At 67.9% G+C, this 21,303-nt stretch carries 29 protein-coding genes; 23 read left to right on the top strand and 6 right to left on the bottom strand.

The genetic code is table 11. The annotated features are described in order from the left end of the window. Nucleotide 1: 1 nt before the first annotated feature. From OHA89_RS14690 to OHA89_RS14650, 9 genes are all read left to right on the top strand, one after another. Nucleotides 2-376: a TadE/TadG family type IV pilus assembly protein gene (locus OHA89_RS14690; protein ID WP_266607851.1), complete on the top strand. Its 375-nt coding sequence runs from the start codon at nt 2-4 to the stop codon at nt 374-376. 2 nt (nt 377-378) lie between these two features. Next, entirely contained in the window at nt 379-1,740 is a 1,362-nt protein-coding gene (locus tag OHA89_RS14685; RefSeq protein ID WP_266607849.1) for a CpaF family protein, read from the top strand. Continuing rightward, the gene (locus tag OHA89_RS14680; RefSeq protein WP_266607847.1) at nt 1,737-2,675 is read left to right on the top strand and encodes a type II secretion system F family protein; all 939 of its coding nucleotides are present in this window, start codon (nt 1,737-1,739) and stop codon (nt 2,673-2,675) included. Before OHA89_RS14685 ends, OHA89_RS14680 begins: the two co-directional genes overlap by 4 nt. A gap of 16 nt (nt 2,676-2,691) precedes the next feature. Beyond that, nucleotides 2,692-3,582, top strand: a complete 891-nt coding sequence (locus OHA89_RS14675) for a DUF5936 domain-containing protein (RefSeq protein ID WP_266612260.1) — start codon at nt 2,692-2,694, stop codon at nt 3,580-3,582. 3 nt (nt 3,583-3,585) lie between these two features. After that, nucleotides 3,586-4,272 carry a response regulator transcription factor gene (locus OHA89_RS14670; RefSeq protein WP_266607845.1) on the top strand — a complete coding sequence of 229 codons (687 nt, stop codon included), beginning with the start codon at nt 3,586-3,588 and terminating at the stop codon, nt 4,270-4,272. A 110-nt stretch (nt 4,273-4,382) separates the two neighbouring features. Next, nucleotides 4,383-4,583, top strand: a complete 201-nt coding sequence (locus OHA89_RS14665; protein WP_406366343.1) for a hypothetical protein — start codon at nt 4,383-4,385, stop codon at nt 4,581-4,583. Next, complete coding sequence (locus tag OHA89_RS14660; RefSeq protein WP_406366341.1) at nt 4,580-5,191, top strand: pilus assembly protein TadG-related protein; 612 nt, start codon at nt 4,580-4,582, stop codon at nt 5,189-5,191. Before OHA89_RS14665 ends, OHA89_RS14660 begins: the two co-directional genes overlap by 4 nt. Before the next feature lie 259 nt (nt 5,192-5,450). After that, nucleotides 5,451-5,810 (top strand): hypothetical protein, encoded by a 360-nt coding sequence (locus OHA89_RS14655; RefSeq protein ID WP_406366339.1) that lies wholly within the window; start codon nt 5,451-5,453, stop codon nt 5,808-5,810. A 4-nt stretch (nt 5,811-5,814) separates the two neighbouring features. Beyond that, entirely contained in the window at nt 5,815-6,453 is a 639-nt protein-coding gene (locus OHA89_RS14650) for an OmpA family protein (RefSeq protein WP_266607837.1), read from the top strand. Between the two features lie 19 nt (nt 6,454-6,472). Here OHA89_RS14650 and OHA89_RS14645 read toward each other — a convergent pair whose 3' ends face one another. Together OHA89_RS14645 and OHA89_RS14640 are read right to left on the bottom strand one after the other, a co-directional pair. Next, nucleotides 6,473-6,670: a hypothetical protein gene (locus OHA89_RS14645; RefSeq protein ID WP_406366338.1), complete on the bottom strand. Its 198-nt coding sequence runs from the start codon at nt 6,668-6,670 to the stop codon at nt 6,473-6,475. 10 nt (nt 6,671-6,680) lie between these two features. Beyond that, entirely contained in the window at nt 6,681-7,532 is an 852-nt protein-coding gene (locus tag OHA89_RS14640) for a helix-turn-helix transcriptional regulator (protein ID WP_266607833.1), read from the bottom strand. Between the two features lie 258 nt (nt 7,533-7,790). Here OHA89_RS14640 and OHA89_RS14635 point away from each other — a divergent pair, with 258 nt between their 5' ends. From OHA89_RS14635 to OHA89_RS14595, 9 genes are all read left to right on the top strand, one after another. Then, a complete protein-coding gene (locus OHA89_RS14635) occupies nt 7,791-8,285 on the top strand; it encodes an ATP-binding protein (protein ID WP_266607831.1) in 495 nt (164 codons plus the stop codon). A 127-nt stretch (nt 8,286-8,412) separates the two neighbouring features. Continuing rightward, complete coding sequence (locus tag OHA89_RS14630; RefSeq protein ID WP_266607829.1) at nt 8,413-8,745, top strand: hypothetical protein; 333 nt, start codon at nt 8,413-8,415, stop codon at nt 8,743-8,745. A 57-nt stretch (nt 8,746-8,802) separates the two neighbouring features. Then, on the top strand, nt 8,803-9,114 hold the full coding sequence (locus OHA89_RS14625; RefSeq protein ID WP_266607827.1) for a pore-forming ESAT-6 family protein: 312 nt from the start codon (nt 8,803-8,805) through the stop codon (nt 9,112-9,114). A 48-nt stretch (nt 9,115-9,162) separates the two neighbouring features. Further along, nucleotides 9,163-9,612: a DUF6507 family protein gene (locus tag OHA89_RS14620; RefSeq protein WP_266607825.1), complete on the top strand. Its 450-nt coding sequence runs from the start codon at nt 9,163-9,165 to the stop codon at nt 9,610-9,612. Beyond that, nucleotides 9,609-11,900, top strand: a complete 2,292-nt coding sequence (locus OHA89_RS14615) for a hypothetical protein (RefSeq protein ID WP_406366335.1) — start codon at nt 9,609-9,611, stop codon at nt 11,898-11,900. Before OHA89_RS14620 ends, OHA89_RS14615 begins: the two co-directional genes overlap by 4 nt. Beyond that, nucleotides 11,890-12,312 (top strand): hypothetical protein, encoded by a 423-nt coding sequence (locus OHA89_RS14610; protein WP_406366334.1) that lies wholly within the window; start codon nt 11,890-11,892, stop codon nt 12,310-12,312. The genes OHA89_RS14615 and OHA89_RS14610 overlap by 11 nt, the downstream gene beginning before the upstream one ends. After that, the gene (locus OHA89_RS14605) at nt 12,305-12,868 is read left to right on the top strand and encodes a type VII secretion system-associated protein (protein WP_266607819.1); all 564 of its coding nucleotides are present in this window, start codon (nt 12,305-12,307) and stop codon (nt 12,866-12,868) included. Before OHA89_RS14610 ends, OHA89_RS14605 begins: the two co-directional genes overlap by 8 nt. Nucleotides 12,869-12,936: 68 nt before the next feature. Continuing rightward, the gene (locus OHA89_RS14600; protein WP_406366333.1) at nt 12,937-13,587 is read left to right on the top strand and encodes a hypothetical protein; all 651 of its coding nucleotides are present in this window, start codon (nt 12,937-12,939) and stop codon (nt 13,585-13,587) included. Nucleotides 13,588-13,679: 92 nt separating this feature from the next. Then, entirely contained in the window at nt 13,680-14,411 is a 732-nt protein-coding gene (locus tag OHA89_RS14595) for a hypothetical protein (protein WP_406366331.1), read from the top strand. A 10-nt stretch (nt 14,412-14,421) separates the two neighbouring features. On the opposite strand, the gene OHA89_RS14590 is transcribed toward OHA89_RS14595, so the two are convergent. From OHA89_RS14590 to OHA89_RS14580, 3 genes are all read right to left on the bottom strand, one after another. Further along, nucleotides 14,422-14,703, bottom strand: coding sequence for a hypothetical protein (locus OHA89_RS14590; RefSeq protein WP_257554451.1), 282 nt, complete (start codon nt 14,701-14,703; stop codon nt 14,422-14,424). Nucleotides 14,704-14,839: 136 nt separating this feature from the next. Next, a complete protein-coding gene (locus tag OHA89_RS14585) occupies nt 14,840-15,418 on the bottom strand; it encodes a Uma2 family endonuclease (protein ID WP_266607814.1) in 579 nt (192 codons plus the stop codon). 223 nt (nt 15,419-15,641) lie between these two features. Continuing rightward, the gene (locus OHA89_RS14580) at nt 15,642-16,184 is read right to left on the bottom strand and encodes a TetR/AcrR family transcriptional regulator (RefSeq protein ID WP_406366329.1); all 543 of its coding nucleotides are present in this window, start codon (nt 16,182-16,184) and stop codon (nt 15,642-15,644) included. Between the two features lie 96 nt (nt 16,185-16,280). On the opposite strand from OHA89_RS14580, the gene OHA89_RS14575 reads away from it, so the two are divergent. After that, entirely contained in the window at nt 16,281-16,706 is a 426-nt protein-coding gene (locus OHA89_RS14575; protein ID WP_406366327.1) for a nuclear transport factor 2 family protein, read from the top strand. A gap of 21 nt (nt 16,707-16,727) precedes the next feature. Here OHA89_RS14575 and OHA89_RS14570 read toward each other — a convergent pair whose 3' ends face one another. Beyond that, nucleotides 16,728-17,306, bottom strand: a complete 579-nt coding sequence (locus OHA89_RS14570; protein ID WP_406366326.1) for a TetR/AcrR family transcriptional regulator — start codon at nt 17,304-17,306, stop codon at nt 16,728-16,730. Between the two features lie 141 nt (nt 17,307-17,447). On the opposite strand from OHA89_RS14570, the gene OHA89_RS14565 reads away from it, so the two are divergent. The 4 genes from OHA89_RS14565 (at nt 17,448) to OHA89_RS14550 (ending at nt 21,258) form a co-directional block, all read left to right on the top strand. Then, complete coding sequence (locus OHA89_RS14565) at nt 17,448-19,052, top strand: MDR family MFS transporter (protein ID WP_406366324.1); 1,605 nt, start codon at nt 17,448-17,450, stop codon at nt 19,050-19,052. Nucleotides 19,053-19,244: 192 nt separating this feature from the next. Next, nucleotides 19,245-20,084 (top strand): polysaccharide deacetylase family protein, encoded by an 840-nt coding sequence (locus OHA89_RS14560; RefSeq protein WP_406366323.1) that lies wholly within the window; start codon nt 19,245-19,247, stop codon nt 20,082-20,084. Between the two features lie 118 nt (nt 20,085-20,202). Beyond that, nucleotides 20,203-20,529, top strand: a complete 327-nt coding sequence (locus tag OHA89_RS14555; RefSeq protein ID WP_257554446.1) for a nuclear transport factor 2 family protein — start codon at nt 20,203-20,205, stop codon at nt 20,527-20,529. 99 nt (nt 20,530-20,628) lie between these two features. Next, entirely contained in the window at nt 20,629-21,258 is a 630-nt protein-coding gene (locus OHA89_RS14550; RefSeq protein WP_266615240.1) for a hypothetical protein, read from the top strand. The last annotated feature ends 45 nt before the right edge of the window (nt 21,259-21,303 follow it).

Here is a 21,303-nt window from a genome sequence, read left to right as displayed (position 1 = left end):
CATGAACCGGAAGCGGAAGTGGCGCTCCGAACGGGGCCAAGTGGCCATCGAGTACATCGGCTTCGTGCCGATCCTGCTGTTCGTCGCGCTGTGCGGGATCCAGCTGGGCTGGGTGGCGTACGCCGAGGAACAGGCGGACACGGCGGCCCGTACCGCCGCGCGCGTGGAAGCCCGCAACGGCAAGGGCGGTGAGGCGGCAGGACGGGCCGCGATCAGCGGTGGACTGGCCGGGAGCGCGAGTTTCGCCTGGGCCAAGTCGACCGACGCGGTCAGTGTCACCGTCACCCTCACCGCCAACTCCATCGTGCCCGGACTCGACGCGCACAAGGCGTCGGCCACGGCAGTCATGCCCAACGACGACCCGAAGGGCCCCTGACCATGAGCCTGCGTTCCCGGGTCAACACCCCCGACGACCGCCACAGTCCGCGCGAGGACGGCCGGCTGGTCTCCTCGTACCGCGCCAAGCTGCTGGAGGAGATCGACCTCGCCGAGATGTCCGCGCTCGCGCCCGCCGAGCGCCGCTTGCGCCTGGAGCGCGTACTCGGCCACATCATCAGCCGCGAAGGGCCCGTCCTCTCCACCGTCGAGCGCGCGCAGCTGATCCGCCGCGTCGTCGACGAAGCCCTCGGCCTCGGCGTACTCGAACCGCTCCTCGAAGACCCGTCGATCTCCGAGATCATGGTCAACGGCCCCGACCAGATCTTCGTGGAGCGCGCCGGGCGCGTGGAGCAGCTCCCCATCCGCTTCGCCTCGCACGAGCAGCTGATGCAGACCATCGAGCGCATCGTCTCCACCGTCAACCGCCGTGTGGACGAGGCCAATCCGATGGTCGACGCCCGGCTGCCCAGCGGCGAGCGCGTCAACGTCATCATCCCGCCGCTCTCCCTGACCGGCGCGACCCTCACCATCCGCCGGTTCCCGCGGGCCTTCACCCTGCACGAGATGATCGCCCTCGGCTCGCTCGACGAGCAGATGCTCCTGCTGCTGTCGGGGCTGGTCACGGCCAAGATGAACGTGATCGTCTCGGGCGCCACCGGCACCGGCAAGACCACCCTGCTCAACGCACTCTCCGGTCTGATCCCGGAGGGCGAGCGCATCATCACCATCGAGGACTCCGCCGAACTCCAGCTCCAGCAGGCGCACGTGATCCGCCTCGAATCCCGCCCGGCGAACGTCGAGGGCAAGGGGCAGATCACCATCCGCGACCTCGTACGCAACTCCCTGCGCATGCGCCCGGACCGCATCATCGTCGGCGAGGTCCGCGGCGGCGAGACCCTCGACATGCTCCAGGCGATGTCCACCGGCCACGACGGCTCCCTGGCCACCGTGCACGCCAACAGCTCCGCCGACGCCCTGATGCGCCTGCAGACCCTCGCCTCCATGTCGGAGGTCGAGATCCCCTTCGAGGCGCTCCAGGACCAGATCAACAGCGCCGTCAACGTCATCGTGCAGCTCACCCGCTTCGGCGACGGCTCGCGCCGCATCACGGAGATCTCCATCCTCGAATCGCACGGCCGCGAGCCCTTCCGGATCACGACGGTCTGCCGGTTCGTGGCCCAGCCCATGGGGGCGGACGCGCGCGTGCACGGCTACTTCGAGTACTACCCGCTGCCCCGGTTCATCGCGGACCGCCTCTACATGAACAACCAGCCGGTCCCGCAGGCCTTCGGGGTCGCGCTGCCCGACGACCCGCTCACCGGCCCCCTCACCACCCCCCGCATCACCCGGACCGCCCTGTGAACCCACTCATCCTCCTCACCCTCGGCGCCACGCTGCTGGCCTGCCTGCTCGTGGTCCTCGGCGTACACGCGTACGCGGCGGGCCGCGCCCAGCGCGCCGCGCTCATCGAACGGCTCTCGGCGACCGGAGTCCCGGCGTCCGCGGGCCGGCGGCGCCGGTTCGCCGGAATCGACCGGCGGCTGCGGAAGACGAAGCTCGGCCGCCGCATCGAGATCAAGCTCGCGGTGACCGGCCTCGACCTGACCGTCGGGGAGTTCTTCGTCTACATGTGCGCCGGGGTCGCCGGCACCTGGCTGGTCGCCGCGTCCTTCCTGGCCCCGTTCTTCGGCCCGGTGGCCGGCCTGATCGGCCTGTGGGCGGCGAACGCCTTCCTCAACTGGCAGCGGACGCGGCGCACCGAGCGGTTCATCAACCAGCTCCCCGACCTGGCCCGCATCCTCGCCAACGCCACCCAGGCCGGGCTGGCCCTGCGTACGGCCATCGGGCTGGCGGCCGAGGAGCTGGAGGCCCCGGCGGGCGAGGAGCTCGCGCGCGTCGCCAATCGCCTCGCCGTCGGCCACTCCATCGAGGAGTCCCTGGGCGAACTCACCGAACGGCTCCCGTCGCGGGAACTGGTCGTCCTGGTCTCCACCCTCGTCCTCTCCGCCCGCGCGGGCGGCACGATCGTGGAGAGCCTGCGCAACCTCACGGTGACTCTGGAGCAGCGCAAGGAGACCCGCCGGGAGATCCGTACGCAGCTCTCCCAGGTCACGGTGACGGCGTACCTGGTCCCGGCCATCGGCCTGGGTTCGCTGCTCCTGGTGGACATGATGATGCCCGGCGCGCTGGACCGTATGACGGGTGCCTTCATCGGCCAGACGGCGGTTCTGATCGCCCTCGGCCTGTTCACCCTGGGCTTCATGCTCATCCGCCGCCTTTCCAAGATCGACGTGTGAGGGGGCTGCCGGCGTGATCGCTCTTCTCCTGGCCGTGGCCGTGGCGTTGTCCGTCCTCGGCGTCTTCCACGGGATCCGGCTCTACCGGGCCGACGTCAAACTGCCGACCGACCTCGCACTGGCCCTGGAGGTCGGCGCCACGCGCACGACCGCCGTCGGCTCGGTCGTGGACCGGATGGGCATCCGCTGGGCCCCGGCGGTCCTGCGCCTGATGGGACCGGGCCGGGTGGCCCGCAAGCGCCGCCAGATCGACATGGCGGGCAACCCGGCCGGCCTGACGATCGACCGGTACGCGGCGCGGCGCGCGGTGTACGGAGCCCTGGGTGCCCTCGGCGCCTTCTCGATGCTGATCAACGGACAGCTCGTACCTGCACTCCTCATGGTCGCCTTCGGCCTGTTCTGGATCGAGGTCGGCCTGTGGTCGGCGATCCGCGTCCGCCGCGACCACATCGAGCGGACCCTGCCGGACTTCCTGGACGTGCTCGCGGTCGTGGTGAGCGCGGGGCTCGGCTTCCGGCAGGCGCTGGAGCGGGTGGCGCACAAGTACGAGGGCCCGTGGGCGGACGAGATCCGGATCACCCTGCAACAGATGGACATGGGCGTCAGCCGCCGCCAGGCCTTCGACGAACTGCGCCGCCGCAACGACAGCGAACAGGTGGCGCAGTTCGTCACGGCCCTCCAGCAGGGCGAGGAACTGGGCTCCCCGATCGTGGAGACGCTGATCGCGATCGCCGACGACATGAGGCGTACGGACGCCCAGAACGCCCGTCGGCGCGCGGCCCGGGCCGTCCCGAAGGCCACGTTCGCCGTCACCATGTTCATGCTCCCGGGCACGCTGATCCTGCTGGTCTGCGGTTTCGTCTACGGCGCGAACGTCGACTTCGGCGCGCTGCTCGGGGGTGGCTGAGCCGTGGCCCGACTGAGCGTGCTCATCGCCGACGACAACCCGGTCATCAGGGCGGGCCTGGCGGCCATCCTGTGCACGGCCGAGGACATCGAGGTCATAGCGCAGGCGGCGGACGGCCGCGAGGCACTGAGCCTGACCCGCCGGCACGCTCCGGACGTGGTCCTGCTGGACGTCCGGATGCCGGGGGTGGACGGCATCTCGGCCCTGCCGCACTTGGTGCAGCTGGCCCCGGTGCTGATGCTGACGTACAGCCGGGAAGCCGAAATCGTCCGCGAGGCCCTGCTCCTGGGCGCGGGCGGCTACCTGGTCCACGGCGAGTTCACGGGGGACGACCTGCTCCGCGCGGTCCGCGACGCCCCGGAGGGCCGCCCCCACTTCACCCCGACGGCGGCGAGCGCACTGCTCGCCGAACTCCGATCCTCTTCGCAACAGCAACGAACTGTGGCACCCTCTTCTGAGCGGATGCACAACTCTGTTGTCTTCGGGCTGAGTTCACGGGAGGTGGAGATCATGGATCTGATCGCGTCCGGGATGAACAACCAGCAGATCGCCGCCACGTGCTTCATCAGCGAGAAGACGGTCAAGAACCACATCAACCGGATCTTCGCCAAGCTCCACTGCACCACCCGCAGCGAGGCGATAGCCCGCTGGCTGGGAACCGCCCGTCCAGGAGTGACCGGTCATGGGTAGACGGAGTGCGCAATGGGTCCGTATTTGGGCCCCGGGACCCTTGGTTACGACTGGTGACTCGCCGTACCGTCCGCAAACCAGCAGTGGCACCGGCCCGGGAGGAAACCCCCATGTTGCAGAACACCCTGGCGAGGATGCGGAAGCGGTACGCGGGCACAGGCACGAGGGATCGCGGCCAGACGGCCTTCGAGTACCTGGGGATCATCCTGGTGGTGGTGGTGATCATCGGGGCGATCGTGGGAACGGGCATCGGCCAGGAGATCACTACCAAGATCAAGACGGCGATCACCAATATCAAAGCCGGTACGTGACCACGTGGAAGCGGTTGGGCGATCGAGGGCAGGCCTTCCCCATCTACGTCATCGTGGTGGCAGGACTGCTCTTTGCCGCGTTCGCGTTCTTCGTGGTCGGCCAGGCGTCCGTTACTCGCAGCAACGCGCAACGTGCAGCTGATGCGGCGGCACTGGCGGCAGCTCTGGAAGCCAGGGACCATCTGACCCCCGGGCTGGATCTCGCTGCTCTTCAGCCCCAGGACTGGAAGAAGGTCCTCGAGGGCAAGTTCTTCTACGCGCAGGGTGCGTGTGTGGCAGCCGCTGATTTCGCGGCGAGGAACGATGCCACAGCTACATGCCACCCGTCGGTGCTCAGCTTCGAGGTCGAAGTGCGGGGGAACGGCACGGTGGGTAAGTCGGTGATCCCGGGCACTGAGGCCATGCACGGGACGGCCAACGCCACCGCCGTGATCGAACCGCGTTGCCATCTAGGGCAGACTCCGCCCGCTGAGGGAGCTCCAGACAAGCCGCCCGGCCCCATCAAGATCGAGTGCAAGGGGGGGAAAGAGCTTGCCTTCGATCCTCTGAAACCCAACCCTTGGCGCACATTGGCGCGGAGCCTCTTCGACGTACGTCTGGCCGACTGATCGCGAACGACAAGACAAGGAAGCAGCACACATGAGCATGCGGCACACGGTGAAGGCCCGCGGGGGAGCGGCCGTTGCGGTTGCGGCGGTCCTGGCCCTTACGTTGGCCGGGTGCGGTGGTGACGACGGGAATGACAAAGGAGTCCAGCAGCCTTCGGCTACGCCGTCCCAGGGGGCAGGTTCTCAGACCCCTTCCCCCAGCAAGAGTCAGAGCTCGACGCCTACCCAAGTCATCGCAACGGTTGAAGGCGCGAACGGCATGGCCCTGGTCATCAACTCGGCCGCACGTGATGCCGGCGGCTTCCTGACGGTGAGCGGACAGCTCAAGAACAACGGCAGCCAGCCCTTCGTCGGCACATCGGCGTGGAGGGGTAATGAACTGACCTCAAGTGGTGAGTCGGTAGCGGGGGCGACCTTGGTCGACAAGGCCGGTAAGAAGCGCTACTACGTGCTCCGCGATACCGATGGCAGGTGCCTGTGCACCACTGGGATCTCCAGCGTGGCGGCGGGCCAGACCGTGCCCATCTTCGTGCAGTTCCCCGCGCCTCCAGCGAACACCGCTGAAGTGGAGTTCAGCCTCCCCACCTTCGCCACGGCGACCATCAAAATCTCCGGGTGACCCCATGACAAAAAGCCACCGCACCACCGCCGCCACGGCCGTCGTCGGTCTCGTCATCGCCGGGGCACACTTCGTCGGCGCGACCAGCGCACACGCCGACGACGTCAAGCCATCGGTACCCCCCGGCGCAGAGCCATCGGCATCCGCTCCCGTGCCCATCGACTCCAGCTCGCCCGGGCTGAAGATCCCCCAGGGCGGCACCCTCGCACCCGCCAAGGTGCTCGACATCGCCGAGGTCGTCGAAGACCTCGGTGGCGAGCAGCGGCGGCAGGAGACCAACCAGACGGTCATGATGGCGCTGCAGTCCGAGGTCCTGTTCCCCGAGGACAGCGCCGTGTTCAACGCCCAGGCCGCCGCCCGGATACAGGCTATCGCCTCCGAGATCAACACGCAGAAGGCGACCCGCGTCCGCGTCTTCGGCTTCACCGACGACCAAGGCAGCTACGAGCACGGCAAGGAGCTCTCCAAGCAACGCGCCGACGCCGTGCAGGCGGAGCTGTCCAAGACCGTGACCAACCCGGGCGTCGTCTTCGACGTACGCGGCTACAGCGAGGACTACCCGATCGCCGACAACGGCACCGAAGAAGGTCGCAAGAAGAACCGCCGAGTCGAGATCACCTTCCCCCGCACCGCGGGCGGCTGACACCGGCGACCCGGCGGGCTCAGTCGGCCAGCAGGTGGTCGGCCTTGCCCGCCTTGATGTCCCGGATCAGCTGACGGAGGGCGTCCGCCGAGTCGGTGAGGTACGCGTCCTCCCGGCCGGCGATGGCGATGTAGCTGTTCCCGCCCCCGTCGACCCCTATTCGGTAGCAGGCGCTTCCCTCGGCGCAGTACGGCTCTTCCCACGTGATCTCCGGCATGACTGCTCCCTCAGAGTTCCTGCGCGATGGAGTGGATGAGGTCCCGTGTGCCTTGCGGAGACAGGGTGATCTTCTCCATCCAGTCCAGGTGTGCCCGATACTTGGCCAACTGTGTCTCACCGTGCAGGTATTCGGGCCCGTGTGTGCTGTCGACCTGGACGGTGTCCAGCTGGGGTACGGGCCCTTCGGCGTAGGTCAACGTCTGTCCGGAGCCGGGGAAGGCTCCAGCGCGGAACGGGATGGCGAGGAGCGTGATGTTGTCCTGCTCGGACTTGCCCATCAGGTACTCCAGTTGTGCCTTCGCCACCTGCGCTCCACCGAACTGCATCCGCAGAGCTGCTTCGTGCACGATGCCGGTGTACCGGGCGGGGGTGGTGCCCTCGAGTACTTGCTGGCGTTCGATTCGGAACTCCAGTCGCATCGCAAGCTCGTGCTCCGGTAGCTGCGGCACGGCGACGCCGAAGATGGCGAGGGCGTGATCGAAGGTCTGAAGCAGCCCGGGGATGTGAACCGTGAGTGCGGTGCGCAGATGTGGTGAGTGCGCCTCCAGCTCGGCGATGTCGAGCAACCCGGCAGGCAGGGAACCGCGGTAGCGGTCCCACCATCCCCGTTGGTTGGGCGTGGCCATCGCCGACAGGGCCTCGACGTACGCCTCGTCGGCGCAGTCGCAGTTGCAGGCGAGCGTGCGCAACCGGTCGATGCTGATGCCGCGATAGCCCTGCTCCATTTGCGAGAGGCGGGACCGGTCGACTCTGAGCAACCCGGCCGCACTCTCCGCGGACACGTCCGCGGAGAGACGCATCCGCTTGAGCTCTGCTCCCAGCCGGCGCTGCCGCTCCGTCGGAGACATTCTGACCCCCATGCACCATCCTCCCTCAGGCTGTGCGTTCGCAGTCTGCCGCGCTGAGCCCTGCGATGCCATCGCGCCCACACTTTCGCGACCCGGTGTAAAAATGTGCACCATCGCGCTACGGTTGGTGACGCACCGCTCACGCAGGGGAGTTGAAGTGCATCGCCGCAGCATGCCTCGGCCTCGGCGACGAGCCACGCTCCCTGGCCGCGTCAGTCATCCGTGCGCGCCGAACTCGCCGTAGTCACCTCCGCCCTCAGGGAGTCCGCGATGTCCAGCCACCCCTTCGCCGCCTGCCCCGTGTCCCCGCCCGAGGCCGGCAGGGACGAGCCGCCCGCGCTCGACACGCTCGCGTGCAGCCTCACCGTCCCAGGGGCCCCGTACAGCGCCCAGATCGCGCGGGCCGCCGTACGGTCCGTCCTGCACGCGTACCGGCTCGATCCGCTCGCGCCCGCCGCCGTACAAGTCGCCGGGGAACTGATGGCCGCTGCCTGGCACTTGGATCCCGGCCGGAGCCTGTACCTGTCCGTGCGCTACCGCGACGACTCGCTCCGCCTGACCGTCTACGACAGCCACGCGCCCCACGCCCACCCCCGGCTCGCCGCCCACTGCGAGGCCCGGCGGCGGGCCGCCCTGCGGCTCATGGGTGCGGTGGTCCGGGACTGCGGCGGGGCCTGGGGCTTCGGAGACTCCCGCGAGCCCGGCGGCGGGACCCGGACCTGGGCGAGCCTGCCCCGGTTCGGCGCCGCCGACTATCTGGGCTGAGGGCTCGTACGCGCACCTGTTGGTTTGTCATAGGTGCGTCACAACTGGCTCGTTGCTCGTTGCAGGAGCGATGTAGGTTGATCGGAATGGCCATACTTACGATCATCCGAGAGTGCGGGGGAGTGGGATGAAGTTCGACATGGGGTCGCAGGTTCTGTCGAACCTGATGTCCGGGTCGCGTAATTCGAATACGGACCTGGGGTCGCTGATCAAGCAGCTGGTGGCTGCGGCGCAGCCGCTGGAGGGCAAGTTCCAGGGGCAGGGCAAGGTGGCGTTCGACTCGTTCAAGCTGCGTGCGGATGGCATCGCGAAGGAGCTGAACGCTTCGCTGGCGGCGATTCTCGGCGGTCAGTCGGGGATGGAGCAGGCGTTCGGGTCGGGTGACCAGGAGCAGGGTGAGAACGCGCGGCAGCAGCAGGGCGCGGCGAACTTCGACGGCGCCCGCTTCCGTGGCCGCTGAGCCCTGCTCGTCTTCTTCTGGGTCTTTTGAGTTGTCTTCGCGGGGAGTGTGGTTGTGATGGCGAGTGGGACGGATCGTCGGGCGTATGACCTGGGTGCCTCGACGGAGGTGCAGGGCGGTATCAAGGCGGTCATCGGTCAGCTGGAGCAGGTGATCGCGGCGCGTGAGGCGCAGGTGGCGGCGGCGATGACGGACTTCGCGGCGGATGGTGTGGCGGATGACTACCACGCCAAGGAGCTGCGGTGGAAGAACGCCTCGCAGGAGGTCAAGAACATCATCCAGCTGCTGAACACGACGCTGGAGAAGAACGACGTGACGGCGCAGCAGACGCTTCAGCGGGCGCGGGCCGCGGTCGACAAGATCGGCTGAACAGGCCGGTGACGTAGGTCAGTTGGTTGGTTGTACGGGGGGTCGTTGATGACGTCGTGGGACATTAAGCCGCAGGGTGTGCAGGGCCAGTTGAAGACGGTCGGCGGCAACGCCGGCGAGCTGGAGAAGGCGTTGAACGCGCTGCTGACAGCCATGTCGGAGGCGGCTCAGGCCGCGGGGACGGCCGTACCCGGCTCGCAGTCGGGGATGACTCCGCAGGGCCCGTTGGCCCCCGGCGCGGGCCCGGCCCCTGGCTCGGCTTACCTGGCGCCACAGAAGGCGCTGGGCCCTGTCGCGGCCGCGCTGGGCGAGTATCTGACGGTCCGCAAGCCGGAGTTCAAGTCGATGGCGGAGCGGATCGAGGCGTGCATCCTCGGTGCGGTGACGGCGACGAACGAGTACCTGGAAGGCGATCTCGACCAGGCCAAGGAGGCGCAGGACGCGGCGAAGTCCGTGAACCTCGAGTTCCTGCGTGAGAAGACGGGGGCCAAGAAGTGAGCGGGGACGCGCCGGTCGATCCGGCTGAGATACCGGTCTTCACCGGGGATCTGGCGGTACTGGACGAGAAGGTGAAGGCGATCTCGTCGGGCGGGGCGACGGTCTCGACGAAGGCGTCGGACGTCCACACCAGCTTCGGCGGGATCCAGGCCTTCTACCAGGCGCCGGAAGCGGACCAGCTGTTCGCGACCACAAAACCCGTCTCGGACCTGGGTCTGAAGCTGAGCTCCGACATGTGCACGATCGCCGGCGCCCTGGGCACGTACTCGCGTGACGCCGCACCCGTGATCAAGAAGCTGGAGAAGCTGAGGGCGGAAGCGCAAGCGTTCCGCGAGAAGACGGACAAGGACGAGAAGTGGCGTGAGGACGGCGATCTGATCGACGAGAACCTCGATCGCCGTAACAAGATCGCCGACGTGTGGGAGGAGTTCCACAACGTCGAGAAGGCCGCTCACGCCAAGATCGTCGCGCTGGTGGGCGGGACGCCCCTGAAGACGGACGACGGTTCCCACGGCGAGGGCATGTACGGCTATGACGCGGAGGCGCTCAAGCAGTCCAAGTCCCTGCCGTGGGGCGACGCGGTGGAGGAGTCCATACCGGGCTGGCAGTTCTGGGAGCACGGCTGGGAGTTCACCAAGGGCTTCTTCGTCGACGGCGTGTGGGGCACCCTCAAGGGCCTGGGCGGCCTCGTCGGGCTTCAGGGCTGGGACACGTTCAAGCAGTCGTGGACGGGTCTGGCCAAACTGGGCACCGGTCTGAGTATCGCGATGATGCCGGGTGTGGGCCCGCTCTTCATGGCGATCCCGGACGACAAACTGCCCTCCTATCTGCGCGAGTCGCGCAACGCGATGAAGGAGACGGGCAAGGCCCTCCTCGCCTGGGACCAGTGGGGTTCCAACCCGGGCCGCGCGGCGGGCGCGGTCACCTTCAACGTGATCACCACCATCGCCACGGGCGGTACGGGTGGTGCGGTCTCGGGCGCGGGCAAGGCCGGTGCGGTGGCGAAGGCGCTGTCGCTGGCGGGCAAGGCCGGCAGGGTCGTCGACCCGATGACGTACGTCATGAAGGGCGCGGGCGCGGGGATCTCGAAGGCCGGCGACGTGATGGCCGCCCTCAAGGGCATGGGCAACATCGATGTCAAAATCGCAGATGGCGCGTTCGCGCTGCCCGAGGGCTCCCTCAAGCTGCCCGACGGGGCGATTCAGCTCCCCAAGGGCACGGCGATCCCGGACGGCGCGATCAAGCTCCCGGACGGCAACATCAAGCTCCCCGAGGGCACCGCCACCCTGCCGCCGGGCACGGTCAAGCTGCCCTTCGACGGGCCGGCGAAGTACCTCGACGGCGACGGCAATTACTACAAGGAAGACGGCAGCCTCCACCAGACCGTCGACGAGGGCCCGGTCGAAAAGGTCCCGGCCACGAAGCCGGGTGCGGACGTCCCCAAGCTCGACACCCCGATCAAGGTCGAGGTCCCGGACCGCGTCCTGGAGACGGTCGGCGGCCCCGCGGGCGACGGCGTTCACCTCGGATCCAACATCTCCGACCCGGTCCACGCCGCCGACCACGCCCCGGGAACCCATCCGGACACCGCCCCCGGCGGCATGGCCGACAACGGCATCCACAACAGCCACAGCGACCCCACCCCCACAGGCGGTGGAAGCCACGCCACGGACACCACGCCGACGGGCGGTGCCACCCACACGGACACCCCGTCCACGGGCGGCGGCCACGGCGACGGCCCGTCTACTGGTGGGGGCCACGGCGGTGGTGGCGATGCGGGCGACGGGGCGGGCGGACCTGGGGCGGGTGCGGCAGACGGGGGAGAGCCGAACCGACTCGCGGCGGCGACGGACGACAGCGTCGATCTCGACCAGCTGGGCATGCCGGTCGTTTGGCGTACCGACGATGCTCCCTTGTACAGGAGCGACAACAGGAAGCCCGAGGACATCTTCGAGAGCGGCTTCGAGCCCTTGGATCCCTCAAGTGTCGACCTTCGTCACTATGTCGAAGAGAGTGACAACTCGGCGTTCATCAGCACCTCGTACCGTGATGACATTGGTGAGGACTTCGGCGGAAAGTACACTTATGAGGTCGATCTGCCAGGCGGCATCGATGTGAACACCTCCATGGGGCCTCACCCCCTCGACTACGAGATGGAGATCGCCTTCCCCGGTGGGATTCGCCCCGAATACATCAAGGGAGCTCGCCCGTACAACTATGCGACGGGTGAAATGGGTGACCTGATCCCTAACCCGAACTATCGCCCTGAGGCTGAACGTGTCCCGTGAGATGGAAATGCTGCATGACTCGGAGGTCATTCTCGTCTCCGAAGTCGGGTCCACGCCGGGAAGGCTGGTCGCGGAATTTTTGGATGCCGAATATACGGTCCGAATTTCCTACTTCGACAAGGTCGTAGAGGCTACGGCATGGAATCTCTTCGAGGCTCTGGCGGATGTTCGCTCAGGTCTTGAGCGGGAAGGGTTGAAGCCCGCGGTCGAGGGTGCCTGTCGTGACGTGTATCCCAGTAGGATGGCACTGGAAATGGGAGGCGGCAGGAAGGCCTACCGCTGGCCCCTTGCGGATCGGCCGGTCACTGTCGGGATCTTCGGCGCAGTGCCGGACGTCGAGTACGGTCGGCTCGCCTACGTGGGCGAACAGAGGGACTTCGTTCGCAGACTGAGAAATAAGGGACATGAGTGAATCACTGACTCCAGACCCGGCTCGATGGATCACGGAATCCATGCGGGCGGAAGCGGCGAGGAACCCTGGCTCCTGGGTCTATGCGATCGACCCGTTCGTCGATTCGCATGGTCGGGTCCCGCCCTACGCCATCATGGGTGCCTGGAAAGTCGACGACGATGGTGTGATCACCGATGAATTTGAAGGCAACTCGAAATATCGCCCTTCGCCGCGCACCATGGGAATGCCTGAGCCGACCGATCCGGTAGATTCGGCCATTCAGCTTGCTGTCACTGGGTACGGGCCCGAAGCTGCCATCTCTCAGGCACTCGCGAAATCCAGTGTTTTCCTGATTCCTGACTCGATCGTCGGCCTTGGGGAACATTGCGCGGTAGCAGGCGGTAGCGGGGTCGTGGAAGCCTTCACCGATGTGCGTCATGCCCCCGGCACGGCTCCCGAGCTGCGGAAGATGGATGCTCTCCGACTCGCAGCCAGTCTGCCGATCGATGCCCACCTGAAACTGAACCCCGGAGGCGTCGTTTCCGTGCAAGTTCCTGTCGCCGATCTGCTGAGCTGACTGGATATCGCTCGTCCGCCCCGATGTCATTGCTTTCGATCAATGCCGCCGAGTCGTACGGAAGTTCCATGCCGATGCTGATGCGCGCTCCGAAGGAGTGCGGCTCCTGGACCTGGGATCTGGATGATGTGACGGACCCCGGTCTGGAGTCCGCGCTCAGGACCGCGGCGCGCATGGGTGCGGTGCTTCAGAAGCACGCTTTGCTGGAGCCGGCCTCACTTGAGTGGAACTGGTTCCAAGTCGGCAAGGGCGGCCTCGGCATCCACAGTCGCCTGGACCTCGGCAGGCGTGCGCTCGGTGATCCGGCACTGCCCGGTGACCTCCGCGCCTGCCAGCCGGGCGGCCATCCGCAAGCGGAGATGGGCGGCATCCTCGTGTTGGGATCCGGCGCCTGGTTCGACGCGAGCGGAACCCGCCACAACGAGTACCGCCTGGCCGAACTCATGGTGTCACCCGACGAGATCGGCCCCTCGGCGGAACTGACCGTGTACCACGACGTATGGGGTCAGTGTGATTTCCGGGGCGAGCCGCACCCCGCCATCCATGCCAACAACGCGCCGCGGCTCGCGTCGGCCCTGCAGGAGCTCGACCAGTTGCTCGGGGTCGAAGCGGAGCCCGGCGAGCCGACGTACTACGGTCGAGCCGAGGGCTACGGGCTCGAGGCTCCCGACCTCATCGACGGGTGTGGGCCGGACCTCACCGATGCCGTATTCGGGTAGGCGGCGGTATCCGTTTCAACGGCAACTGGCGGTGCTGGACAAGCAGGTGAACGAGTTGGGATCGTGACGTGAGCGACCGGGCAGCATCACTCGTGCTTGAGCGCCTCCGGGCGGTGGAGTGGGTCGGGGACTGGGACGACGTGCTCGCGCGCGTCATGTCCCGTCGCCTGCTCATGCGCGAATATCTGCGGCGGGCGGGGATGTGGGCGCAGGCCTACGGAGCCGAGGCCGCGTGGCCGTTCTTCGACGTCGTCGAGTACGCGGACCCAGAATTCGCGATTCCCCCGGAAGTAGCTGCACAACTCCAGGAGTACCTGGGCCAGATCATCGCCATCCATGCCGTCAAGCGGACCTGTACGGGTGCGGTACGGCTGGCGGATTACCGGGCGAGGCGTCCCGATGCCCTTCCGGACCTGCCCGACCTGTACGAGCCGCTCCTGCTCTTCTACGAGCGGGGCGGCGAATTCCTCCAGGACAACGGCGGTTTCCTCGACCTGAGCGGCGTACTGGTGCGCCCCGGAACTCTCTTGGGCCGCCTCGCCGGCCCCCCGCTGAGCTCCCTCGACCCCGCGCTGCTCGACGCCGTGGATGCCAAGGGCAGCATCACCTACTACACCGCGGCCGACCGGCAGGGCCCCCTGCTGCGGAGGCGTGCGGTGCGCAGCGTGCCGTACGACGAGGCGTTCGGCCGGGACAGCCTGCGCTGGGAGCCGACCGGTACGCAGCTGCCCGCTTCCCCCGAGAAGGCCGCGGAACTCGGGGTGGTGTGGCTGGACGAGATGGAGGCGGCGGCCCTCATCACGGCGGCCATCGCCGACGCCTAGCGCGACCCGGCTACGGGATCAGGTGGTTGTAGATCTGGATCACCTTCGTCTCGAACGGCGGGGCGCCGAGGTCCTTTGCGGCAGGGGCGATCGTCTCCTCCGCGAAGCGCTGGAAGTCGGCTTCCGACTCCCAAACGTCGATGACCTGCCAGCCGCCCCTGTCGCTGGGCGACGCGATGTGGGCGAGGAGTCCGGCGGGCGGGTTGGCGGGGTCCGGGAGTACCCGGTCGTGCATCGCCTGGTAGAGCTCCTGGGTCCAGTCCGCGCCCCGGTTGTAGACCAGAACTGCCATCTCGGCTTCCTCGATTCCGTGATCCGGCGGGAGGGGGGTCCGCCTGCGACGCTACGTCCGCGCGCGGGCGGCAGCGAGCGGTGGCGGACCTCCCTACGCCGTCTGCCGGATGTTCCCGTCTCGTAGGGTCAGCCGCTCAGAAGGCCGTGGTGTCGATCTCGCAGTCGAACGGACCGGGAACGCGGAGCGGCTCGCCGAAGGAGACCGTCCAGCGCGAGCGGTATCCCCCGGGGGAGGGGTCGGAGAAGCAGGTGATCTCCCGAGCCTGCATGTCGACGACGAGGTACACCGGGACCAGCTGCCCGTAGACGCCCAGCTTCTCGTGCCAGTCCGAGTCCTTCGTGGAGACGGAGGTGAACTCGGCTACGAGCGAAAGAGCCTCCGCATCGGCGTGCCGCCCTTCGGCGTCGAAGGCAGCCTCTTCCACGACGAAGAGGTCCGGCCCGTAAGCGCGTTCTGCAACAGGGAAGCTGAAGAGGAAAGGCGTGGAGTCGGCAATGTGCCCCTCAGGGGCGTGCTCCTCCAGCTGTCGGCGCAGCGCACGCATGGGGCGCAGGTAGCGGAGCTTGGACCACGGCGACACAACGATCTTCCCCCGGATGAGCTCGGCCTTGAAGCCGTCAGGCGTGTCCAATTCCTCGACTGTGCGTAGCAGGCGCTCGAAGCCCTGCGTCCCTACCTCGTCGGCGTCTATGGGCGCGGGCTGCTCGATCATGGCTGTCACCGTGGTCCTCCGGGCGGCTGCGGTGTACTCGCTGCGCTCTGTGCCTTACCCCAGGCTAGCGCTGGTGCGGTTGCCCCGCCGGGGCCGTTGCCCGGGGTCGCCAACGCTTCGGGCCATTGCTGCATGCCGTGACGCTACGAGCCGGCCCGCGCGCTGGGTGGGCGGAGTGCTCGCCCCTCACTCGAACGAGCGTACGGTCCGGTCCGCGGCGTCCTCAGTGACTCGTCGCCAACAGCCGCTCCGCGACCTCCCGCGCCCGACGCGCCGGTTCCGGGCCCGGGTCCAGGGCGGCCACCACCGTTGCGCCCTCGACCAGGATCAGCAGCTGGTCCGCCAGGGCCGGGTGGTCAGGGCCGGCGAGCTCGGCCAGCAGGGCGCGGAGTTCGGACTTGTGGCGGCGTACGACGTCCAGGACCGCCGGCGGGCCGCCCGCGCCCAGTTCCCCGTACGCGTTCAGGAACGCGCAGCCCCGGAAGTCCGGCTCGGAGAACCAGTCCGCCAGCCAGTCGAAGACGGTGAGGACCGGGGTCGGGGAGCCCGTCACCGCCTCGCGCAGGCTCGTCGTCCAGCGCCGGTCCCGGCGTTCCAGGTACGCCGTGACCAGGGCTTCCTTCGCCGGGAAGACCCGGTAGAGCCGCTTGAGCGGGACGCCCGAGTCGGCGCGGATGCGGTCCATGCCGACGGCCTGGATGCCGTCGGCGTAGAACAGTGCCTCCGCCGCGTCCAGGAGTCGGGTGCGGGCCTCTTCGTCGTCCATGGGGGGAAGGGTAATCCAGTTTTCGCTTGCATGGAGAACGTACGTTCTCTAGCGTGAGAACGAACGTTCTCCGTGTCGTGTCAGAGAGGGACCGTCATGACTGCCACCACCACGCCACGCCCGCCCCTGCCGCCCTTCACCGAAGAGTCCGCCCGCGCCAAGGTGCAGGCCGCCGAGGACGCCTGGAACAGCCGGGACCCCGAGCGCGTGGCCCTCGCGTACACCGAGGACTCGCAGTGGCGAAACCGCGACCGCTTCCTCACCGGCCGCGCCGAGATCCGGGAGTTCCTCGCCGACAAGTGGCAGCGCGAGCTGGACTACCGGCTCCGCAAAGAGCTCTGGGCGTACACCGGCAACCGCATCTCCGTGCGCTTCGAGTACGAGTGGCACGACGCCTCCGGCCAGTGGTGGCGCAGTCACGGCAACGAGCAGTGGGAGTTCGAGGGCAACGGCCTGATGCGGCGGCGCGAGGCCAGCATCAATGACGTCCCCATCGCTGCCGAGGACCGCCGGCTCGTCTGAGTGGCAACTCGCCTGTCCGCGCTATGCCGCCTGGTGGGCCTGCGTGATGAGGTCCGTCGCGACCTCCAGGGCCGCCAGGCGGGTCTCCTCCGGGTCGCCCTCCACGTGCTGGAGGTACATCATCCCGGCGTGGAGGGTGAAGAGGGCGCTGACGCAGCGGACTTGGTCGGTGAGGGGGCCGTCCTGGGTGCGCAGGAGTTCGACGAGTTCGGCCATGTGGTTCTTCATGGTCTCGCCGATGCTCAGTTCGCGCATGGTGGCCTGGTTTTCCTGCATGAAGCGGAAGAGTGAGGCGCCGGCCCCCATCGACTCGCTGTAGCGGCGCAGGACTTCGCGTTTGGTGTCCAGGGTGGGGGGCTGCTGCCGGGCCCAGGTGATGAGTTCGTCGATGGGCCGGGTCAGGTCGTTGAAGACGCTGACGATGATGTCTTCCTTTGTTTTGAAGTGGTAGTAGAGCGCGGCCTTGGTGACGTCCAGGCGCTCTGCGATCTCGCGGAGCGAGGTCTTCTCGTAGCCCTGGTCGACGAAGAGTTCCAGTGCGACGTCCTGGATGCGCTGACGTGTGTCCCCGCGCCGTCTCTGCGCAGTGCTGCTGGACATGGAATCTCCTTCGGCTCGCATGCTCACTCGTACTTACTTGACGCCCGGCTAGTTACATGTCTACCTTAATGGTGAACTAGCCGGGCGGCAAGTAAGTGCAGCCTGGGAGGAAGCGCGTCAAGCAGGGTCAGGGGAGGGGACATGGTGGACACAGTCAATTCTGCCGGGACTTCGAAGGGCGGGAAGCCGCGCAGTGTGCGGGTCGTCCTCATGTCGGTGATGATCGCGATGCTGCTGGCCTCGCTGGACACGATGATCACCAGTACCGCGATCCCGACGATCGTCGGTGAGCTGGGCGGTCTGGAGTATCTGTCGTGGGTGGTGACCATCTACACCCTGGCCACGGTGGCATCGACCCCGATCTGGGGCAAGGCCGGCGACATGTGGGGGCGCAAGGGCGCGTTCCTCACCTCGGTCGTCATCTTCCTGATCGGCTCCGCGCTCTGCGGCGCGGCCCAGGACATGGGCCAGCTGATCGCCTTCCGTGCGATCCAGGGTCTGGGCGGGGGTGGTCTGCTGGTCGGCGCGATGGCGATCATCGGCAGTGTGATCCCGCCCCGCGAGATCGGCAAGTACCAGGGCATGATGGCCGCCGTCTCGGCGATCTCCATGATCGGCGGCCCGCTGATCGGCGGCGCGATCACCGATCACCTGGGCTGGCGCTGGTCCTTCTACATCAACCTGCCGCTCGCCGCCGTCGCCCTGGTCATGGTCTCCGCCGTCCTCCACCTGCCCAAGAAGACGCAAGGAGCCCGTCCGAAGGTCGACTATCTGGGGGCGGCGCTGCTGACCGCCGCGATCACCTCCACGGTGCTGGTGACGACCTGGGGCGGCACCCAGTACGCCTGGTCCTCCGCCCGCATCACCACCCTGATCGCCGTCAGCGTCCTGTCCACCGCCGCGTTCCTCTACGTGGAGACGAAGGCCGCCGAGCCGGTCCTGCCGCTGCACGTCTTCCGCAACCGCAACTTCAGCCTCATCGCCCTGATCGGGTTCCTCGTCGGGTTCGTCACCGTCGGCGGTGTCTTCTACCTCCCCCTGTTCCTGCAAGCGGTCCAGGGCGCCTCGGCCACCAACTCCGGGCTGCTCCTGCTGCCCCTGCTCGGCTCGATGCTGGCCGTCTCGATGATCACCGGCCGCATCACCACCAACACCGGCAAATACAAGATCTTCCTGATCGCCGGCGGCGCCCTGGTGGTCCTGGGCCTGTTCCTCGCCTCCACGATGGACACCGCCACCCCCCGCCTCGTCTCCGGTGCCTATATGGCGGTCCTGGGTGCGGGGATCGGGTTCCTGATGCAGATCACCATGCTCGTGGCGCAGAACAGCGTCGAGATGAAGGACATGGGCGTCGCCTCCTCCACCACCGCCCTGGGCCGTACCCTCGGCGGTGCCTTCGGAGTCGCACTGATGGGCACCCTGTTCACCCACCAGGTCACCACCACCATGACCGACAAGCTCGGCACCCAGGCCGCCGCGGCCGCCGGCTCCGCCCAGCTCGACGCCGCGAGCCTGGCCAAACTCCCCGACGCCATCCGCGAGGCCTACCAGTACGCGGTCGCCGTCGGCACCCACTCCGCCTTCCTCCTCGGCGCCATCATCGCCGTACTCGGCTTCGCAGCCGCCCTGTTCATCAAGGAAGTCCCCCTCCGCGGCACCCCCACGCCCAACAACACTGCGAGCGACGCGAGCCAGGACAGCAAGACCGCACCCGCCCGGCAGGAATCCGTCACCGCCTCCCCCTGACGGGCGGACCAGGAAGACGAACCGTTTCACCCCGGTTGCGCAAGGGCAGGAACTCGGGACGATCGAGGACTAAAGTCCCACCGATCCCATCTGTCCCATTAATTGGAATTTATGGGCTCTTCGGCTGGAACCCCCCTGCTGCGACGAACGTCCTGATCCACAGAACGCGGACGAGGCGGATGGGGAGTGGACATGGGGTTCTTGACGCGCATGAACGAGAAGGGCATCCGGGCCCGCGCCGTCGTCGCGGCTTCCGCCGTAGCCGTGGCGGCGACGGTGTGGGGCGTGGCGGCCGCCGTGGAATCGGGTCACGAGCCCGCGCATCGGAACGTGTCCCGGGAGAAGGAAGCCGAAAACCCCGGCCAGGCGGGCCACCCCGGCCGGCAGCAGCCGGAGCGGATACCCGAGGGCATAGCCCACGACTCCGAAAGCGGCGGAAACGCCGTCAACATCACCATCGACGACGGCCCCGACCCCCGCTGGACCCCGAAGGTCCTCGACGTGCTGAAGCAGCACGACGTGAAGGCCACCTTCTGCATGATCGGTCCGCAGGCCAAGGCCCATCCCGACCTGGTCAAGCAGGTCGTCGCAGCCGGCCACCGGCTCTGCGACCACACCATGGACCACGACACGGCCATGGACAAGAAGCCCGTCGCCTACCAGGAACAGCAGATCCTGGACGCGAAGCGGCTGATAGAGGAAGCCGCGGGCGCCGGCGCGAAGGTCGACTACTACCGGGCCCCCGGCGGGGCCTTCACCCCCGACAGCCGGCGCCTGGCCGCCGCACACGGGATGCGCCCGCTCGGCTGGAACGTGGACACCAAGGACTTCGGCAAGCCGGGCACGGCCGCCATCGTCGACGCCGTCAAACGCGAGATCGGCAACGGCCCGACCGTGCTCTTCCACGACGGCGGCGGCAACCGCGCGCAGACCGTCGACGCCCTCGACCAGGTGCTGGCCTGGCTGAAGGAGCAGGGCCGGCCGACGGGCTTCCCGGTCCGCACCGTCCCCGAGGCCCCCGACCCCTCCTGACACGCCGTCCGGCGGCGAACGGGTGAGGGTCGACGCCCCGGACAGGCGCGGGGTGTTCCCTGGTCACGCGCGTACGACCGTACGCGCGTGGGCCCGTAAGCCCGACCAGGAGGCCGCTGTGACCCTCACCCCAGGCAAGCTGTCCGACCCCGTCGTCGGCGCCTTCGTCGCCGCCGTCAACGGCCACGACAAGGACGCCTTCCTCGCACTGCTGACCCCCGACGCGACCATGTCCGACGACGGTTCGGACCGCGACGTCCACCAGTGGATCGACAAGGAGATCTTCGACTCCGGCGGCCACATGCAGGTCGAGTCCGAGTCCGACGGCGGTCACCACCTGGTCGTCAACTACCGCAACGACACCTGGGGCGAGATGCGCACCGCCTGGAACTTCCGCGTCACCCCTGACGGCCGCATCAGCCGCTTCGAGACGGGTCAGGCCTGAATTTCAGCCCCGCGCCATTCCGGCAGGTGAGCGCTCCCGTAAGGGTGAAAGCGCGCCCGGCGTCGTTCCGGCCCGCCGGAGGGCCCCGTTGGACCGGGCATGACGCGCACCCGCATGGCAGCTCTCGCCCTCGCCACTACCGCGGCGGCCCTCGCCCCCGCCCTCGTACAGCCGGCCACCGCCGCGGAGGGGACGGCGTACCTCCAGGACCCGGCCGGGGGCGAGAAGTCCATGAAGTCGATGTGGACCAAGGACGAGATGCACAAGCTGGAGGCGCAGTTCCGCTTCCACACCGGAATCCAGTACGACACGGTCACCCGCCCCGGCCCCTCCGGCGCCCCGGACTACGAACGACAGGTCCCCGACCCCAAGACGCTGGAGTGGCAGCCGTCGTACGAGTTCGCCTGGTCGGTGTCGGACTCGACGCTCGTGAAGAAGGCGGTGACGACCAAGGAGGGCACGCACCAGATCGAGGTGCACGCCGTACTGCGCACCGCCAAGGGGGCCAAGGCGGGGGAGGTCCGCCGGAAGCTGGACGGGAAGCCGGCGACGGGGCGCGAGAAGGTCGCGGGCGGCAAGCGGATCGCGTGTGACACCGGTGAGTACACGGTGGAGTGGTCGGTGACGCGCTCTGGCTACGGGACGCTCACGGGCAAGCTGCCCTGGAACTCGAGCTGCGAGCAGCACCGGAAGGCGTTCGCCGCGGACCACGGGAAGCAAGGGCAGTAAGGGCGACAAGCGCAGTAAGGGCGATACGGGCAGCAGGGGCAGCAG

The sequence above is a fragment of the Streptomyces sp. NBC_01546 genome (assembly GCF_045208355.1).
Taxonomy (GTDB): Bacteria; Actinomycetota; Actinomycetes; order Streptomycetales; family Streptomycetaceae; genus Streptomyces.
Note: the sequence above shows the minus strand (reverse complement) of the source record. Positions and strands in the feature narration are given on the sequence as shown.

Bases quoted from the DNA above. Each gene is read 5' to 3' on its own strand.
- OHA89_RS14665 (WP_406366343.1), top strand. From the start codon at position 4,383: ATGTTGCAGAACACCCTGGCGAGGATGCGGAAGCGGTACGCGGGCACA.
- OHA89_RS14600 (WP_406366333.1), top strand. From the start codon at position 12,937: ATGCCGATGCTGATGCGCGCTCCGAAGGAGTGCGGCTCCTGGACCTGG.
- OHA89_RS14620 (WP_266607825.1), top strand. From the start codon at position 9,163: ATGACGTCGTGGGACATTAAGCCGCAGGGTGTGCAGGGCCAGTTGAAG.
- OHA89_RS14585 (WP_266607814.1), bottom strand. From the start codon at position 15,418: ATGATCGAGCAGCCCGCGCCCATAGACGCCGACGAGGTAGGGACGCAG.
- OHA89_RS14605 (WP_266607819.1), top strand. From the start codon at position 12,305: ATGAGTGAATCACTGACTCCAGACCCGGCTCGATGGATCACGGAATCC.
- OHA89_RS14655 (WP_406366339.1), top strand. From the start codon at position 5,451: ATGGCCCTGGTCATCAACTCGGCCGCACGTGATGCCGGCGGCTTCCTG.
- OHA89_RS14635 (WP_266607831.1), top strand. From the start codon at position 7,791: ATGTCCAGCCACCCCTTCGCCGCCTGCCCCGTGTCCCCGCCCGAGGCC.
- OHA89_RS14690 (WP_266607851.1), top strand. From the start codon at position 2: ATGAACCGGAAGCGGAAGTGGCGCTCCGAACGGGGCCAAGTGGCCATC.
- OHA89_RS14565 (WP_406366324.1), top strand. From the start codon at position 17,448: ATGGTGGACACAGTCAATTCTGCCGGGACTTCGAAGGGCGGGAAGCCG.
- OHA89_RS14645 (WP_406366338.1), bottom strand. From the start codon at position 6,670: ATGCCGGAGATCACGTGGGAAGAGCCGTACTGCGCCGAGGGAAGCGCC.
- OHA89_RS14570 (WP_406366326.1), bottom strand. From the start codon at position 17,306: ATGTCCAGCAGCACTGCGCAGAGACGGCGCGGGGACACACGTCAGCGC.
- OHA89_RS14640 (WP_266607833.1), bottom strand. From the start codon at position 7,532: ATGGGGGTCAGAATGTCTCCGACGGAGCGGCAGCGCCGGCTGGGAGCA.
- OHA89_RS14575 (WP_406366327.1), top strand. From the start codon at position 16,281: ATGACTGCCACCACCACGCCACGCCCGCCCCTGCCGCCCTTCACCGAA.
- OHA89_RS14580 (WP_406366329.1), bottom strand. From the start codon at position 16,184: ATGGACGACGAAGAGGCCCGCACCCGACTCCTGGACGCGGCGGAGGCA.
- OHA89_RS14630 (WP_266607829.1), top strand. From the start codon at position 8,413: ATGAAGTTCGACATGGGGTCGCAGGTTCTGTCGAACCTGATGTCCGGG.
- OHA89_RS14550 (WP_266615240.1), top strand. From the start codon at position 20,629: ATGACGCGCACCCGCATGGCAGCTCTCGCCCTCGCCACTACCGCGGCG.
- OHA89_RS14625 (WP_266607827.1), top strand. From the start codon at position 8,803: ATGGCGAGTGGGACGGATCGTCGGGCGTATGACCTGGGTGCCTCGACG.
- OHA89_RS14650 (WP_266607837.1), top strand. From the start codon at position 5,815: ATGACAAAAAGCCACCGCACCACCGCCGCCACGGCCGTCGTCGGTCTC.
- OHA89_RS14590 (WP_257554451.1), bottom strand. From the start codon at position 14,703: ATGGCAGTTCTGGTCTACAACCGGGGCGCGGACTGGACCCAGGAGCTC.
- OHA89_RS14560 (WP_406366323.1), top strand. From the start codon at position 19,245: ATGGGGTTCTTGACGCGCATGAACGAGAAGGGCATCCGGGCCCGCGCC.
- OHA89_RS14685 (WP_266607849.1), top strand. From the start codon at position 379: ATGAGCCTGCGTTCCCGGGTCAACACCCCCGACGACCGCCACAGTCCG.